Source organism: Paraburkholderia sp. SSBN10T, from assembly GCF_056619545.1.
Map to the genome: position 1 here is coordinate 155,956 of NZ_JBWQQI010000013.1, position 15,635 is coordinate 171,590.

The 15,635-nt window shown below is 65.4% G+C and carries 14 protein-coding genes; 3 read left to right on the top strand and 11 right to left on the bottom strand.

The window, feature by feature from the left end:
- Positions 1–19 precede the first annotated feature (19 nt).
- The 5 genes from AC1ECK_RS20770 to AC1ECK_RS20790 form a co-directional block, all read right to left on the bottom strand.
- Positions 20–463, bottom strand: a complete 444-nt coding sequence (locus tag AC1ECK_RS20770; RefSeq protein ID WP_480322220.1) for a DUF427 domain-containing protein — start codon at positions 461–463, stop codon at positions 20–22.
- Positions 464–616: 153 nt separating this feature from the next.
- Positions 617–1,111, bottom strand: coding sequence for a carboxypeptidase regulatory-like domain-containing protein (locus AC1ECK_RS20775; protein WP_480322222.1), 495 nt, complete (start codon positions 1,109–1,111; stop codon positions 617–619).
- Positions 1,112–1,354: 243 nt separating this feature from the next.
- A complete protein-coding gene (locus AC1ECK_RS20780) occupies positions 1,355–2,866 on the bottom strand; it encodes a DegQ family serine endoprotease (protein WP_480322224.1) in 1,512 nt (503 codons plus the stop codon).
- A gap of 220 nt (positions 2,867–3,086) precedes the next feature.
- Positions 3,087–4,388, bottom strand: a complete 1,302-nt coding sequence (locus AC1ECK_RS20785) for an ATP-binding protein (RefSeq protein WP_480322226.1) — start codon at positions 4,386–4,388, stop codon at positions 3,087–3,089.
- A gap of 4 nt (positions 4,389–4,392) precedes the next feature.
- On the bottom strand, positions 4,393–5,055 hold the full coding sequence (locus AC1ECK_RS20790) for a response regulator (RefSeq protein ID WP_480322228.1): 663 nt from the start codon (positions 5,053–5,055) through the stop codon (positions 4,393–4,395).
- A 501-nt stretch (positions 5,056–5,556) separates the two neighbouring features.
- Between AC1ECK_RS20790 and dacB the strand changes: the two genes are divergently transcribed.
- The 3 genes from dacB (at position 5,557) to AC1ECK_RS20805 (ending at position 9,587) form a co-directional block, all read left to right on the top strand.
- A complete protein-coding gene (gene dacB / locus AC1ECK_RS20795; protein WP_480322230.1) occupies positions 5,557–7,083 on the top strand; it encodes a D-alanyl-D-alanine carboxypeptidase/D-alanyl-D-alanine endopeptidase in 1,527 nt (508 codons plus the stop codon).
- Positions 7,084–7,278: 195 nt separating this feature from the next.
- Positions 7,279–8,259, top strand: a complete 981-nt coding sequence (locus tag AC1ECK_RS20800) for a sterol desaturase family protein (protein WP_480322232.1) — start codon at positions 7,279–7,281, stop codon at positions 8,257–8,259.
- Between the two features lie 83 nt (positions 8,260–8,342).
- The gene (locus AC1ECK_RS20805; protein WP_480322234.1) at positions 8,343–9,587 is read left to right on the top strand and encodes an SGNH/GDSL hydrolase family protein; all 1,245 of its coding nucleotides are present in this window, start codon (positions 8,343–8,345) and stop codon (positions 9,585–9,587) included.
- Between the two features lie 166 nt (positions 9,588–9,753).
- Here the strand turns inward: AC1ECK_RS20805 and AC1ECK_RS20810 are convergent, their stop codons facing one another.
- From AC1ECK_RS20810 to fba, 6 genes are all read right to left on the bottom strand, one after another.
- Positions 9,754–10,335: a nucleotidyltransferase domain-containing protein gene (locus AC1ECK_RS20810; RefSeq protein ID WP_480322236.1), complete on the bottom strand. Its 582-nt coding sequence runs from the start codon at positions 10,333–10,335 to the stop codon at positions 9,754–9,756.
- 146 nt (positions 10,336–10,481) lie between these two features.
- On the bottom strand, positions 10,482–11,543 hold the full coding sequence (locus AC1ECK_RS20815; protein WP_480322238.1) for an L-threonylcarbamoyladenylate synthase: 1,062 nt from the start codon (positions 11,541–11,543) through the stop codon (positions 10,482–10,484).
- A 13-nt stretch (positions 11,544–11,556) separates the two neighbouring features.
- On the bottom strand, positions 11,557–12,753 hold the full coding sequence (locus AC1ECK_RS20820) for a 5-(carboxyamino)imidazole ribonucleotide synthase (protein WP_480322240.1): 1,197 nt from the start codon (positions 12,751–12,753) through the stop codon (positions 11,557–11,559).
- A gap of 133 nt (positions 12,754–12,886) precedes the next feature.
- Positions 12,887–13,423, bottom strand: coding sequence for a 5-(carboxyamino)imidazole ribonucleotide mutase (purE, locus tag AC1ECK_RS20825; RefSeq protein ID WP_480322242.1), 537 nt, complete (start codon positions 13,421–13,423; stop codon positions 12,887–12,889).
- Between the two features lie 27 nt (positions 13,424–13,450).
- Positions 13,451–14,341, bottom strand: coding sequence for a phosphoribosylaminoimidazolesuccinocarboxamide synthase (locus AC1ECK_RS20830; RefSeq protein ID WP_480322244.1), 891 nt, complete (start codon positions 14,339–14,341; stop codon positions 13,451–13,453).
- Positions 14,342–14,473: 132 nt separating this feature from the next.
- Positions 14,474–15,538 (bottom strand): class II fructose-bisphosphate aldolase, encoded by a 1,065-nt coding sequence (gene fba, locus AC1ECK_RS20835; protein WP_480322246.1) that lies wholly within the window; start codon positions 15,536–15,538, stop codon positions 14,474–14,476.
- Between the last annotated feature and the right edge of the window lie 97 nt (positions 15,539–15,635).

A 15,635-nucleotide genomic window follows, 5' to 3' on the forward strand; every position in this document is an offset into this window, starting at 1 on the left:
AACGCACGTGCTCGCGAGATCAGGAAGTCTGATCGATGCGATCGACGCGCGATGCGTAAAACGCCAGATATCCCTTGATCTGCCGGACCCCGTCGAGGGGGTTCTCATAGCACCAGACGGCGTTCTCGACCAGGCCGTCTTCGGTGCGCAGATGGAAGTACGACGCGTCGCCCTTGAACGGGCAATGCGACGTATCGTTGGAGCGTTCGAGCCGCGCCATATTGACATCGCCGCGCGGAAAATAAAACACCTCGGGAAGACCGGTCTCCGTGAGCGTGAGCGCGGCCTGCGTATCGGCCATCGTGACGCCCCGATGAATCACCCTGACACGGTGACGGTTGACGGCAATCTCAATGCGATGGCCGCTACACGATACCTCACCGGACGCAGCGCCGCCATGCGCGGCTGCGCCCGCGGCGCGGGTTGCGGCGGGCCTTTCTTCAGGCGTTGCGGCATGGCTCATGTCACAGCTCCGTGCGCGATGAAACCAGGCGGTTCATGCGGCAGCTCAAATAACAGCTCAGGAAAGAAAAAAGCCACGGGAAATCCGTGGCTTCATTATCGGCCAATCTTCAGCCGAGTGCGCGACCTTCGCGCAGCCGGCAAATTCATCCGATTATTGCGTATTCCAGTAGAAAGCCGACTTCGCGCTGCCCTCGGCCGGCACCGTCACCGCTTTTTGCTGCTCGTCGCTCTTGTAGCGCGCGTGCACCGTGTAGCGGCCCGGACGCAGCTTCACCAGCATGTACGGACCACGCGAGGTGGCCTGCAGCACATCGGCGCCGTGCGCGTCGACGATCTGCACGTGCACGTCGGCAAGGAAATCCGAGCCGGGACCGGTAAAGCGCAGCGCCAGCGGCCAGTGATTTTCCGCGCTCTGCAGCGCGTGCGATTCGTCGCTGCCGACGCCGCCCGATACGAAGGCCACATCCCCCTGTTGCTGGATCTGCGGCATGCCGCCGCCGTTGGTGTTGCCGGCGCTGCTGTCTTCGCTGGTGCTGCCGCCGGTCACGCCCGGCTGCTGCGCCCAGGCGCCGCCTGCGAGGCCTAGCGTCAACGCGGCGGTGAGCGCAGCCGCAGCGAGCCGGCGCGGGTTGCCCTGGATTTTCATCGCATCGCTCCTTGTGAGAGTTCTGGTGGAATACCGGCAACACCCGCAACTGTCGTGCCCGCCTGTGTCTGCCGGTTACCCGCGACGATCCCAACCGCCGCTGACCACCCAGACCGCCAGCTGCGACGCTGCCTGGCGCATGAGACCGCCTTGAAAACAAAACGCGCCCAAAAAGCGGGCGCGCTGCGAATACAAGACGCCGGTCCATCGGCAGTTTATGCAAACGGACCGGCAAGTTTTACGTCAACCGAGATCGACCGGCACGAAAATCTGTGCGTTATCGCGCTGGATCAGGAGGGCGATGCTGTTGCCCGCCTGCGCGATCATCTGCTTCAACTGGTCGACGCTCGACACCGCGCGGCCGTTGACGGCCAGAATCACGTCACCCGGCTGAATCCCGGCGTTCTCGGCTGCACCGCCCGACTGCTGCACCAGCAAGCCGTGCGAGACCGAGGCGTTGCTCTTTTCCTCCGGCGTGAGCGGCCGCACCGCGACGCCCAGACGCCCCTGAACCTGAGCCGGCGCATTGTCGTTCGACGCGACCTTGCTGTCCGACATCGAGCCGATGGTCACCTTGATGTCTTTGCTGGTCTTGTCGCGCCACACCGTCACGGTCGCCGTGCTGCCAGGCGCGAGACCCGCCACCTGCGAAGGCAGGTCGGTCGAATCCGCCACCGGCGAGCCGTTCAAGGCGGTGATCACGTCGCCGGGCTGCAGGCCGGCCTTGGCGGCCGGACCGCCCGGATCGACCGAGCTCACCAGCGCACCGTTAGGCGTCGACATGCCGAACGAATTGGCGAGCGTCTGGTTCATGCCCTGCACCGCGACGCCGAGGCGCCCGCGGCTCACGTGGCCGGTCTTGACCAGGTCGTCCTTGACCTTGATCGCTTCGTTGATCGGAATCGCGAACGACAGGCCCTGGAAACCGCCGGTCTGCGAGTAGATCATCGAGTTGATGCCGATCACCTCGCCCTGCAGATTGAACAGCGGGCCGCCCGAGTTGCCGGGGTTGACCGGCACGTCGGTCTGGATGAACGGCGTGTAGTTCTCGTTAGGCAGCGAGCGTGACTTCGCGCTGATGATGCCCGAGGTCACGGTGTTGTCGAAACCGTACGGAGAGCCGATCGCCACGACCCACTGGCCGACCTTGCTCTGGTTCGGATCGCCGATCTTGACGGTCGGCAGGTTGGTCGCGTCGATCTTCAGCACCGCGACGTCCGACTGCTTGTCCGCGCCGACCACCTTGGCGCGGAATTCGCGCTTGTCGGTGAGCTTGACGGTGACCACGTTGGCGCCGTCCACCACGTGCGCGTTCGTCAGGATGTAGCCGTCGTTGCTGACGATGAAGCCCGAACCGAGGCTTGCGCTCGGCTGGTCGGACTGATCGCCGCCGTCGCCGCCCTGCATGCCCGGCATGTTGCCGAAGAAGTGGCGGTAGAACTGATAGAACGGATCGCTCGGATCGATCGGCAGTTGCTGGGCGTTGCCGCCGTTGTCGCCGCCACCGCGCAGCGCGGCCTGCTTGACCACGTGCTTGGCGCTGATGTTGACCACCGCTGGGCCATAGGTTTCGACGAGGCCCGAGAAATCGGGAATGCCGGTTTTGGCGGCGGCCTCAGCGGGCATCATCGCGGCCTGCGCCGGCGTGATCACCTGCGGCGCCGGCACATCGCGATGGCCCGCCACATAGCCGGCGGACAACGCGACGGCAACCGCGACGGCAACGGCGCTGCGGGACAGGGTTTTCGCATTCATCGTGTACTCCAGACAGGGAGAAAGGCTTTAAGGATGGGATGAAGCGTACGGCCTGTCTCTTAAAAGAGTCTTAAACAAGGGAACTCCGGCAAAACTGCATGCTTTCCCCTGCCTCCGGGGGCCGGCGCGCAGCGAGCGGCTCTCAGGGAAACGCCGGGCCGCCCCAAGTTTTCGTGACCCCTCGGGGAGCCTAACGAGTAAGCGGCAGATCTGGGGGCGCTCAGAACCGCACGCTGACTTCCAGACCGCCCGCCGGCGCATCGCCAAGCGCCACGCTCGCGCCGTGCTGAAGTGCGATGCGGCGCACGATGGCGAGTCCCAGCCCGCTGCCCGAGACGTCCGTGCGGGCGCGGTCGACGCCCGCCCCAACGCGGTAGAAGCGGTCGAACACGCGCTCACGCTCGCCCGACGGAATGCCCGGCCCGCTGTCGGCGATGCGCACCACCGGATGCCCTGCTTCGACCAGCAGGCTCACGTCTACCCTGCCGCCGGGCGGCGTGTATTTGGTTGCGTTGTCCACCAGATTGTTGAACATCACACGCAGCGCATCGGCATTGCCGATCACGGTGGCGGCCTCGCTCGCCTCGACACCGAGATCGACCCCGCGCTGCTGCGCGAGCGGCGCGTAAGCCATCACACAGTCGTCAAGGAGCGCATGCAGATCGATTGACTTGGTCTGCGTGTGGCCGTCCGGTTCGGAGCGCGCCAGCGCCAGCAATTGCTCGGCAAGACGCGTGGCGCGCGTCACGCCGGCCTGCAGATCGGCCAGCGCTTCGCGGCGCGTCGCGTCGTCGGTCGCGCGGGCGACCAGTTGCGTCTGGATCTGCACCGCGGCAAGCGGCGTGCGCAGTTCGTGCGCCGCGTCGGCGACGAACGCCTTCTGCGTATCGAGCGCACTCGCGAGCCGCTGCAGCAGGCCGTTGAGCGCGCGCACCAGCGGCTGCACTTCGAGCGGCAGGCGACTGTCGGGCAGCGGATCGAGTGCCTCCGGATGGCGTGTTTCGAGCGCGCCGGTCACCCGGCGCAACGGTCTGAGTCCGCGCCCGACCACCATCCAGACTGCCAGCCCGAGCAGCGGCAGCAACACGAGCAACGGCCACAAGGTGCGTAGCGCCACGTTGGCGGCGAGCCGGTTGCGCACCGAAACCGGCTGCGCGAGCTGCACGACGTTGTCGCCGACGATCGCGCCGTACACGCGCCAGTCGCCGCGGTCGGTGCGCTCGGTCGAAAAACCCAGCTCGGCGCGCGGCGCGAGCGGCGCACGCGGATGCGAGTAGTACATCAGCACGCCGTTGCGATTCCAGATCTGCAGCACGATGCCTTCGTCGCCGGTGTCGCGTGAGCCGAGCACCTGCGAAAACGGCTCGGACGGCAAGGCTTCGGCGATCTCCTGCAACTGGTAATCGAACAGTTCGTTGGCTTCGGCGAGCGCCTGCCGGTAGATGAGCCAGCCGGCGATGCCGACGCCCAGCAACACGATGGCGAGCAGCCAGAACAGCAATTGACGGCGAATGGAACGCATCGGCTCAGGCGTCCTTGGCGATCATGTAGCCGAGGCCCCGCACATTGCGGATCAGGTCGGCGCCGAGCTTCTTGCGCAGCGCGTGGATATACACCTCGACGGTGTTGCTGCCGATTTCCTCGCCCCAGCCGTACATTTTTTCTTCGAGCTGGCTCTTCGAGAGCACGGCGCCCGGCCGTGCGATCAGCGCCTCGAGCAGCGCGAATTCACGCGCGGACAACGCGACCGGCGCGCCGGCCAGCGTCACCTGGTGCGAGGCGGGGTCGAGCGTCAGCGTGCCGTGGCGGATGGTCGAGTCGCTGCGGCCGGACTGGCGGCGAATCAACGCGCGCATGCGGGCGCCGAGTTCGTCGAGATCGAAAGGTTTGACGAGGTAATCGTCGGCGCCGGCGTCGAGCCCCTTGACGCGCTCGGCGACCGCGTCGCGCGCCGTGACGATCAGCACCGGCAGCGTATGGCCGCGTGCGCGCAGCGTGCGCAGCACGTCGAGGCCGTCGCGCTTGGGCAAGCCCAGGTCGAGCAGCACCAGATCGTAAGGTTCGCCGCCGGCCGCGCTGAGCGCCGCTTCGCCGTCTTCCACCCAGTCGACCGCAAAGCCTTCGCCACGCAGCGCCTTGCGCACGCCCTCGGCAATCATGCGGTCGTCTTCGACTAGCAATATGCGCATAACTCTACGATTCCGAAACATTCATGATGCCGCATTCTAGCGCCCGGCTCGCACGCGTGCGTCCGGGTGCCGGCCGATTGCTGCAGGTGCGCTGCAATTTCACCGCACCGCCGCGGCATGTCTCTACAATGAGCGCTTTTGCGCAGCGCGCCATGTGGCCCGGACCAAGGGGCCACATGGCGCCTCGCACAAGGGGTCGCGCCGGACGAGGAAGGTTCGCTGCGCGCGGCCGTCGCGCCCCTTGCATGCCCTACATGAGCGCAGCGCGCCGCGCGCCGTGCTTCAGCCGTGACTCTTTGGTTTTTTCGCCCGTTCATGACGCACGCCCTTCTGTCTTCCCTGGTCCGCCGCCTCGCGCCGTGCGCCGCTTCGTCCGTCCCAGTTGCCGCCGCTGCACCGTCTGCATCTTTAACACCTTTCGCACCGCCTACACCCGCTGCCCCGATACGCCGCCGCACCACGCCGGACGCCGCCGCGAGACGCACAGTGCGGCGTGCTCCGATGAGCGCCGCGGCTTTGCTGCTGGCGTGCGCCGCCCTCGCCTGCGCCGCGCCGGCGCAAGCCCGCATCAAGGCCAAGCACCCTTCGGTCAACGTCAGCACGGTGCTGCCGCCGTCGGTCATGGCCGGGCTCGCGCGCGCGCATGTGCCCTTGTCCGACATCAGCGTGGTGGTGGAAAAAGTCGGCGATCACACGCCGATCGTCGCGCTCAACGCCGGCAAGCCGATGATGCCGGCCTCGACGATGAAACTCGTCACCACCTACTCGGGACTGTCGATCCTCGGTCCCGACTATCGCTGGCGCACCAGCGCCTATGCGGACGGCAATCTCGACGCCAACGGCATCCTGCACGGCAATCTGTACATCCAGGGCACCGGCGACCCGAAGCTGGTGCCGGAAGAACTGATCGACCTCGTGCAGAAGATCCGCAAGGCCGGCATCAACGGCATCGACGGCGCACTGGTGCTCGACAAGCGCTATTTCGATCCGTCGACGCGCGACCTGCCGCCGTTCGACGACGACGCCACCGCCCCCTACAACGTCGGCCCCGATCCGCTGCTGTACGCTTTCAAGTCGCTGTCGTTCACGCTGACGCCCGCGCCTGACGGCAGCGTCGCCGTCGACGTGGTGCCCGCGCTCGCGCAACTGCAGATCGACAACCAGGTGCGCGCAACCGGCGGCCCGTGCCGCGGCGAGCTGCCCACGCCGGCGGTGACGCCGCAGCCGAACGGCACGGTGACCGCCTCGTTCACCGGCGACTATCCGGAGCGCTGCGGGCCGCGCACGCTCAACGTCGCGGTGCTCGATCACTCGGCGTTCTTCGCGGGCGGATTCCTCGCCTTGTGGGAACAGAACGGCGGCACCTTCACGGGCGCCACGCGCGAAGGCCCGGTACCGGTCGATGCGCGCCTGATCGCCACCCACCAGGGGCCGGTGCTGTCCGATATCGTTCGCGACATCAACAAGTTCAGCAACAACACGATGGCGCGCAACCTGTTCCTGACGATCGGCGCGGTCGTGCGCAAGCCGCCGGCGACGCCGGAGAAATCCGCCGACGCGATCGAAGCGTTCCTGCAGAGAAGCGGCCTGAACATGGAGTACCTGTCGCTCGACAACGGCTCGGGCCTGTCGCGCGACGAGCACATCACGGCGCTCTCGCTGGCCGACCTGTTGCAGGCGGCCAACGCGAGTCCGGTCGCCCAGGTGTTCGTCGATTCGCTGCCGGTGGCGGGCGTCGACGGCACGATGCGCAACCGGCTGACCTCGCAGCCGGTCGGCGGCAATGCGCACATCAAGACCGGCACGCTGCGCGACGTGCGTGCGATCGCCGGCTACGTGGCCTCCGCCGACGGCGTCAGTTACATCGTCGTCAGCATCATTAACGATCCGCACTCGGAGGCGGCGCGCGCCGCGCACGATGCGCTGCTCGAATGGGTCTACCAGGGACCGTCGCAACCGATGCAGGAAGTCGTCGCCGAACCGCGCGCCAAGCCCAGGAAAAACCCGCACAAGCGCAGCCAGCATTGAGGATTCCTTCTAGTGAAGCCATGCGCGGCAAGCCGTAGAGCGTGTACGCTTGCGGGCAGTGTTTGAAGCGCACCGCAAATTCAAAGAGGCGCGCATGAGCCGCGCGCCACCGATGGCGGCGTCGCACAATCAAACGATAACGACAACGCCCGCTGCGGCATGCGCAGCGGTCAGGGACCAGGGAGGAAGACGTCCATGCAATTCGATGCCGAATTGCTGCTGCTCGCCATGGCACCCGTCTTCCTCGCATGTATTGGCTGGGAGGCGTGGCACCTGCAGCGCACGCGCCCGCAAGCAAGCCTCTACAGTTGGCGCGACACGCTTTGCAACGCCGCACTCGCGCTGATGCAGCAGGCCGCCGACAAGCTCGCGTGGCTCGCCATCATCCCCGTTTATGCGTATTGCTTCGAGCACTTCCGGGTCTACACCTGGCAGGCCGGATGGATATCGTTCGTCGTACTGTTCGTCGCGCAGGACCTGCTCTACTACGTGTTTCACCGCTGCAGCCATCGCGTGCGCTGGTTGTGGGCCGCGCACGTGGTGCATCACTCGTCGGAGCGGATGAATTTTTCAACCGCCTTCCGCCAGAGCCTGATGTATCCGGTCGCCGGCATGTGGGTATTCTGGATTCCGCTCGCCGTACTCGGCTTTCCGCCGAAGCAGATCGTCGCGATCGTGCTGATCAATCTCGGCTTCCAGTTTTTCGTCCACACCCAAGCCATCGGCAAGCTCGGCTGGCTCGAATACGTGCTGAACACGCCGTCGATCCATCGCGTTCATCACGCACGCAACGACCGCTATATCGACCGTAACTACGCCGGCGTGCTGGTGATCTGGGATCGCCTGTTCGGCAGCTACGTGGACGAGGAGGCACACGATGCGCCGCTCTACGGCATCGTCGAGCCGCTCCACACCTATAACCCGCTCAGGGCGACGTTTCACGAATGGGCGTCGATGGGCGCCGATTTCCTGCGCGTGCAGGGATGGCGCAACAAGCTGCGCGCGCTGTTCGCGCCGCCGGCATGGGCCGCGGCGTATCACGCCGCGCTGGCCGCCAAGGCTGGCGGGCCCGGTCCGGACCCGCGCGCGGACCGAAGCACCGACGAACCTGCCGAGGCATCGGCAAACCACCCGGCCGCGTTTCAAACACCGCGCAGACCGGGAAAGATTATGTAAGCTGTCGTCACGCCGCCGACGCGGCGGGCGCCCGCCTGCATCACATGGCAAAGAGGCCACACATACGAGGAGATGAAATCAACATGAAACAACAGGGAACCAAAAATCGAGGTCTGGTGCGCTTGACGCAAGTCGCGCTCGCCAGTGCAGCCTTCGCCATGCTGGCAGCCTGCGGCGGTGGCGGCAGCAGTAACGGCAGTTCGAGCAGCAGCACACCGGCGGGCGGGGTGAACCTGCAGGTCGTGTCGTTCGGCGACAGCCTCTCGGATGTGGGCACCTATTCGCCGGTCATCTCGGCGGACTTCGGCGGCGGGCGCTTCACGACCAACCCGGGCGAAGTGTGGACGCAAAAGATCGCCGAATACTACGGCGGCACGTTGACCGCGGCGTACCTCGGCGGCTTCGGCCAGCCGCTGGTGGCCAACGGCGGCTACGGTTATGCGCAGGGCGGCTCGGACGTCGTCAACGCCGAAGGCGAAGGTTGGGCGCCGAACAGCGCGGCGGCCACCACGGTGCCGGTGGTGACCCAGGTGGCAAACTACCTTAGCGCACACGGGAGCTTCAACTCGAACCAGCTCGTGCTGGTGAACGGCGGCGCGAACGACATCTTCCAGTTCTCGACCACCGCCAATCTGACGGCGCTTGCAACCGCACTGCAGACGCAATACCCGCTGCTCGTCCAGGCCGGCACACTGCCGAACACGCAGGCGGGCCAGGTGGAGTTCATCGCCAGCTACCTGCAAACGAATAGCACCCAGGTCGCGCAGGCCGCCGCCGCACTCGCGGCGCAAATCCAGACCATCATCAGCAAGGGCGCGACGCACGTGGTGCTGATGACCGTACCCGACATCGGCCAGACGCCCCTCGGCGTCGCCGCGAACGCTCAAACGGCCGGCTCGGCCGCGTTGCTGACCGGCATCAGCGCCGCCTATAACGGGATCGTCGAGCAGTTGCTCGCGACGCAGATCGCGGCCCACACGGTGATCGTCGCCGATGCGTTCAGCTGGCTCGACACCGTCTTGCTGCCGAACTACCAGTCGCTCGGCTTCACGGTGTCGAATACCGGTACGGCGTGTAACCTGACGTCGATGGTCGCCAACGCGACTGCGTACGCCACCGCCAATCCGGCCGCAACCAACGGCCTGACCGCGGCCGCGTACGGCGCCCAGTTCGGCTCGTCACTGTTCTGCTCGCCGCAGACCTATACGGTGGCGGGCGCCGACCAGACCTATATCTTCGCCGACACGGTCCATCCGAGCACGCACTCGCACGCACTGTTCGCGCAGTTCGTCGAGCAGCAGATCGCGGCGACGGGCTTGGGCAAGTGATTGGGTGAGGCGGCGGATCCTGGGGATCTGCCGTGAGCTTGGTGGTGGTTTATGCAAATCCCGGCTGGGTTCAGCCGGGATTTTTCTTTGCTGGATGCGGGCTGGAGAGGGGTTGCGGGGGGACGGTTAGATATAGAACGCGCCGATTTTGACAAGATTCTGATACTCATCCGGGAGATCGGGAGGTGTCATCGGGAACGATCCTTATGGTGGGCGATTCGACTATGGCCCGCACAACAGTATCGTCCCTGCAGAGCACCGTCCATTCGGCCGGATGGTGAAGGTTGACATGAACCGCACGCCCAAGCTGCGCGTCAAGCGGAGCCAGGTGGTCCAGCAAGCGAATCAGGCTCACTCGACCGACGACCATAAGATCGATGTCACTACCGGCCGTATCTGTGCCTCGCGCCACTGAACCGAAGACGAATGCCTCGTCGATTTCGTCGATAAGTGGAGCCAACGCCTCTCGCAGAGTAGCTGCCAGACCGAACGACTTCACGCAGATGCTGCGCAACTCAGGGTAAAGCGGAAATTCGGTATTAGCCTGGAATAAGCGCTGGTTGCCCACCCGCGACTCACGCAGCACGCCCGCTTCCCATAGCCGGCGCACCGTGTGTTGCCCGGCGCCACTGCCCGCGCCTGATCGGGTCATCAGTTCCGCGAGGTTAAAACTGCGCTCGGGCGCCGACAGAACGAGCGATAGCACCCGCTGTTCGCGCGGCGTGAACATGAAATCGGCGATACCCATGAGCGCCCCATGCCTTAGAAATGCCAATTATTGGCATGATTATGCCAGTTATTGGCATCCTGTCAGGCACTCATGCTGAGCGAATTCATGCCAACAATTGGCATCTCTATACCAATTGTTGGCATCGGCACGACCCGAGCCGAAAGCTACCCCTGCGCCTCGAACGCCGCAGCCGCGCGGCCGAGCCGGTCGTTCACCGCGATCCATTCGATCGTATCCGGCAGCTTCTCGATCAGGATGCGCGTCACGTTGGCCCGGTCGAGTGCGCGCAGCAAACTATAGAGTTCACGCGCGTACACATGGGGATCTTCAGGTGCGGCCATGAAGTGCACGCCGTCGGCATCGGCCCAGCGGCCGGCGCGCGACACCCGTGCCACCAGCGCCACGCGCTCGTTCGGCTCGCGCGCCGCCAGCAAAGGCTCCAGCGCTTCGAACGGCAGCAGCGCGAGCGGCGTGCGCGGCGCGTAGTGCGCCTTGAGCGTGCCCGAGGCCCGCGGCGCCGTCGCATCCGAGCCATCGGGCAGACGCGGCGCCTCGCCCAGCACTTCGGCGATATCCTGCGGCGTCACGCGTCCAGGGCGCAGCAGCGCCGGAAAACCGCGCGACAGATCGAGGATGGTCGACTCGATGCCAACATCCGACGAACCGCCGTCGAGCACATGAATCGCGTCGCCAAATTCGTCACGCACGTGTTGCGCCGTGGTCGGGCTGACATGACCGAAACGGTTGGCCGACGGAGCCGCCACCCCGCCATGACCACCACGCAGCGCGCTGAATGCGTCGAGCAAAGCCTGCGCCACGGGATGCGATGGGCAGCGCAAACCGACCGAGTCCTGCCCGCCGCTGACCGCAGCGTGGATATGCGCGGCGCGCTTGAGAATCAGCGTGAGCGGACCAGGCCAGAACGCATCGATGAGCCGCAGCGCTTCTGGCGGCAGATGCTCGACCCAATACCCCGGATCGCCGTGCGGCGCGAGGTGCACGATCACCGGATGATTGGCCGGCCGCCCTTTGGCCGCATAGATGCGCGCCACCGCGCTCGGGCTCTGGGCGTCGCCGCCGAGGCCGTAGACGGTTTCGGTCGGAAACGCGACCAGCTCGCCCGCGTCGAGCAGCGCGGCGGCGTGCTCGATTTGCGCGGCGCTCACCGGCGCGGCGCCCGGCGAGCCCGGCGCGCCATTGTCAGCAGGTTTGGCTTGATCCGGCATGATGGCGAGCGCGTCAGCCCTTCAGGATATGCAGCAGACGGGCGCAGTCGCGCGCAGCAGTGCGGGCTTCGTCGAGTGTCGCGGCGGTGAAGTTCACGTGCCCCATCTTACGGCCGGGCCGCGCTTCTTCCTTGCCGTACAGATGCAGCCGCGCGGCCGGCATTGCCGCTACCTCGTGCCAGGGCGGCGTGACCGCAGCGCGCTTACCGCCGTCCGGGAACCAGACGTCGCCGAGGATGTTCAGCATCACCGCCGGCGAGTGCTGGCGCGTGTCGCCGAGCGGCATGGCGGTCATCGCCCGAACCTGCTGTTCGAACTGGCTGGTCGCGCAGGCATCGACGGTATAGTGGCCGGAATTGTGCGGCCGCGGCGCCATCTCGTTGGCGACCATCGAACCGTCTTCCAGAATGAAGAACTCGACGCACAGCACGCCGATATAACCGAGCTTCTCAGCAATCTGCAGCGCGGCCCGCTGCGCCTGGGCGACCAACGCCGGGCTGGCATCCGGCGCCGGCACGATGGTATGCGACAGCACGCCGTCGCGATGAGTGTTCTGGGCCAGCGGATAGACCGCCGAGCTGCCGTTCGCGCCGCGCGCAATCAGCGCCGACACTTCGAACTTCAGCGGCAAGCGCTTTTCCAGCACGCACGGCACGCCGCCAAGCGAAGCATGCGCCTCACGCACTTCGCCGGCGTTGCGCACGCTGACCTGGCCCTTGCCGTCATAGCCGAGGCGAGCAGTTTTCAGAATGCCGGGGAGCACGGCATCGAGGGTGGCGTCGTCGATGGCGGCGAGCGCATCCGACGATTCGATCACCACATGCGGCGCGACCGGAACGCCCGATTCGGCGATAAACCGCTTCTCGGCGACGCGGTCCTGCGCCACGGCCACACAGCGGCCGGCCGGGCTCACGAAGGTGGTGCGGGCGAGAAAATCGAGGCTCGCGGCAGGCACGTTCTCGAATTCGGTCGACACCGCCGCGCACAGGCGTGAGAGTTCGGTCAGCGACGCTTCGTCGTCATACGCGGCGCGCAGGTGACGGTCGGCTACGGCGCCGGCCGGACTGGTTTCGTCCGGATCGAGTACGGCGACGCGATAGCCCATCGCCTGGGCGGCAAAGCAGAACATGCGGCCGAGCTGGCCGCCACCTACCATGCCAAGCCATGCGCCTGGCATAATCGGTGAAACCGGTGTGTTGTCTGGGTTCATCTCAGTGGTCGGTCACGGCCGGCGCGCATCGCTGCGCGCCGCACCGGGGGTCAGTCAGGCAACGGGCATCGGGCCTGATCAGGCTAATGCAGGCTCATTCAAGCCGTCATCGCGTCATCGATCGAAGACGCGCTTACAGCGCGGGCAACACCATCGCGTGCGCCGCTTCGTTCTGCCGCACGCGGAACGCAGCGAGCTGGTTCGCGTATTCGGTCGAAGTCACGCTCAGGATGGATACCGCGAACAGCGCCGCATTGGCCGCGCCCGCTTCGCCGATGGCAAACGTCGCGACCGGCACGCCCTTGGGCATCTGCACGATCGAATGCAGCGAATCGACACCCTTCAGATACTTGCTCGCCACCGGCACGCCCAGCACCGGCACCGTGGTCTTGGCGGCCAGCATGCCGGGCAGATGCGCGGCGCCGCCGGCGCCCGCGATGATCGCGCGCAGGCCGCGCTCGCGCGCGCCTTCGGCATACGCGAACATCTCGTCGGGCATCCGGTGCGCGGAGACGACCTTCGCTTCATACGGTACGCCGAATTCCTGCAGGATCGCAACGGCGTGCTTCATGACTTCCCAGTCGGAACTGGACCCCATCAGCACGCCGACGAGCGGCGCAGCATGCTTGTGTGCTGTCTGTACCGCCTCGGCAGTCTGGACTTGGCTCATCTGTAGACTTCCTTTGCTCGCGCGGCGTTAAGCGAGCGTCTGCCCGGTCAGGCGCTCGAGCGCTTCCTGATACTTCGCAGCCGTTTTGGTCACGACTTCGTCCGGCAGCTTCGGCGCCGGCGGCTCTTTCTTCCACGGCTGGGTTTCGAGCCAGTCGCGTACGAACTGCTTGTCGAACGACGGCGGATTGGTGCCCACCTGGTACTCGTTGGCCGGCCAGAAGCGCGACGAATCGGCCGTCAGCGCTTCGTCCATCAGGTACAGCTTGCCGTGATTGTCGAGACCGAATTCGAACTTGGTGTCGGCAATGATGATGCCTCGCGTCGCAGCGTAATCCGCCGCTTCCTTGTACAGCTTGATCGAGATGTCGCGAATCGTGGCCGACAGTTCGGTGCCGATGCGGCGCTCCATCTCGTTGTAGGTGATGTTCTCGTCGTGGTGGCCCATTTCGGCCTTGGCTGCCGGCGTGAAGATCGGCTCGGGCAGCTTCTGCGCATTTTGCAGACCCAGCGGGAGTTCGACGCCGCACACGGCGCCCGTGGCCTGGTAGTCTTTCCAGCCGCTGCCGGCCAGATAGCCGCGCACCACCGCCTCGACGAGGATCGGCTCAAGGCGCTTCACCACCACGGCGCGGCCCTTCACCTGCTCGGCTTCGTCCGCCGCCACCACCGATTCCGGCGCCACGCCGGTCAGGTGATTCGGCACGATGTGCTTCAGCTTGTCGAACCAGAAGTTGGCCATCTGGTTCAGCACACGACCCTTGTTCGGAATCGGCTCGCCCATGATGACGTCGAACGCCGACAGACGGTCGGTGGTGACAATCAGCAACTGATCGTTGCCCACCGCATAGTTGTCGCGGACCTTGCCGCGGCCGAGCAGCGGCAGCGAGCGGAGCGTGGATTCGTAAAGGGTAGACATCGTCGTAGTTCGCTAAAAATGGGGCAAAAAATGAGACCGGAACAAAAGGGAAACGCCGTTCCCCCCGTGATGCGGGAACGGCGAAACGTGCCGCAACCTGGCCTCGCGGCCAGGTTCGTGCGTACTGCCTGTTTAGCGGACGACCTGTGCGAGGCTGCCCGACTTGTACTTCTCCGCAATTTTATCAAGCGCAACGGGCTTGATCTTGCCGGCCTGGCCTTCAGCGCCAAAAGCGACGAAACGGGCCACGCAAATCTTCATGGCGGCTTCGCGCGCCGGCTTCATATAATCGCGCGGATCGAACTTGCCCGGATTTTCCGCCAGGTAGCGGCGAATCGCACCGGTGATCGCCAGACGCAGGTCGGTATCGATATTAACCTTGCGCACGCCGTGCTTGATGCCTTCCTGAATTTCTTCGACCGGTACGCCGTAGGTTTCCTTCATGTCGCCGCCGAATTCGCGGATTTCCGCGAGCAGCTCCTGCGGCACCGAGGACGAACCGTGCATCACCAGGTGGGTATTCGGAATGCGCTGGTGAATTTCCTTGATGCGCTGGATCGACAGAATGTCGCCCGTGGGCTTCTTGCTGAATTTGTACGCACCGTGTGACGTGCCGATGGCGATGGCCAGCGCGTCGCACTGCGTCAGCTTGACGAAGTCGGCGGCCTGCTCCGGATCGGTCAGCAGTTGCTCGCGCGTCATCGTGCCGTCCGCGCCGTGGCCGTCTTCCTTGTCGCCCTTCATGGTTTCCAGCGAACCCAGCACGCCGAGCTCCGCTTCCACCGTCACGCCGATCGAGTGTGCCGCTTCCACGACCTTGCGCGAGACGTCAACGTTGTACTCGTACGACGCGACCGTCTTGCCGTCGGCCTCGAGCGAGCCGTCCATCATCACGCTGGTGAAGCCGCTGCGGATCGCCGCCATGCACACGGCCGGCGACTGCCCGTGATCCTGGTGCATCACGACCGGAATGTGCGGATACGACTCGACGGCCGCTTCGATCAGATGACGCAGGAACGGCTCGCCCGCGTACTTCCGCGCGCCCGCCGAAGCCTGCATGATCACCGGGGCGCCGACCTGATCCGCCGCAGCCATGATGGCCTGCACCTGCTCCAGATTGTTCACGTTGAATGCCGGCAGCCCGTAGCCGTTTTCAGCGGCATGGTCCAGCAATTGACGCATTGATACGAGAGGCATGCTTTACTCCTTAGATTGAAACGAATCCTGTGCCGTCGGCATCTATTTTTACAATTTTATCGCGAAGCAAACCGCATACCCGTAGGCAGCAGGTTCG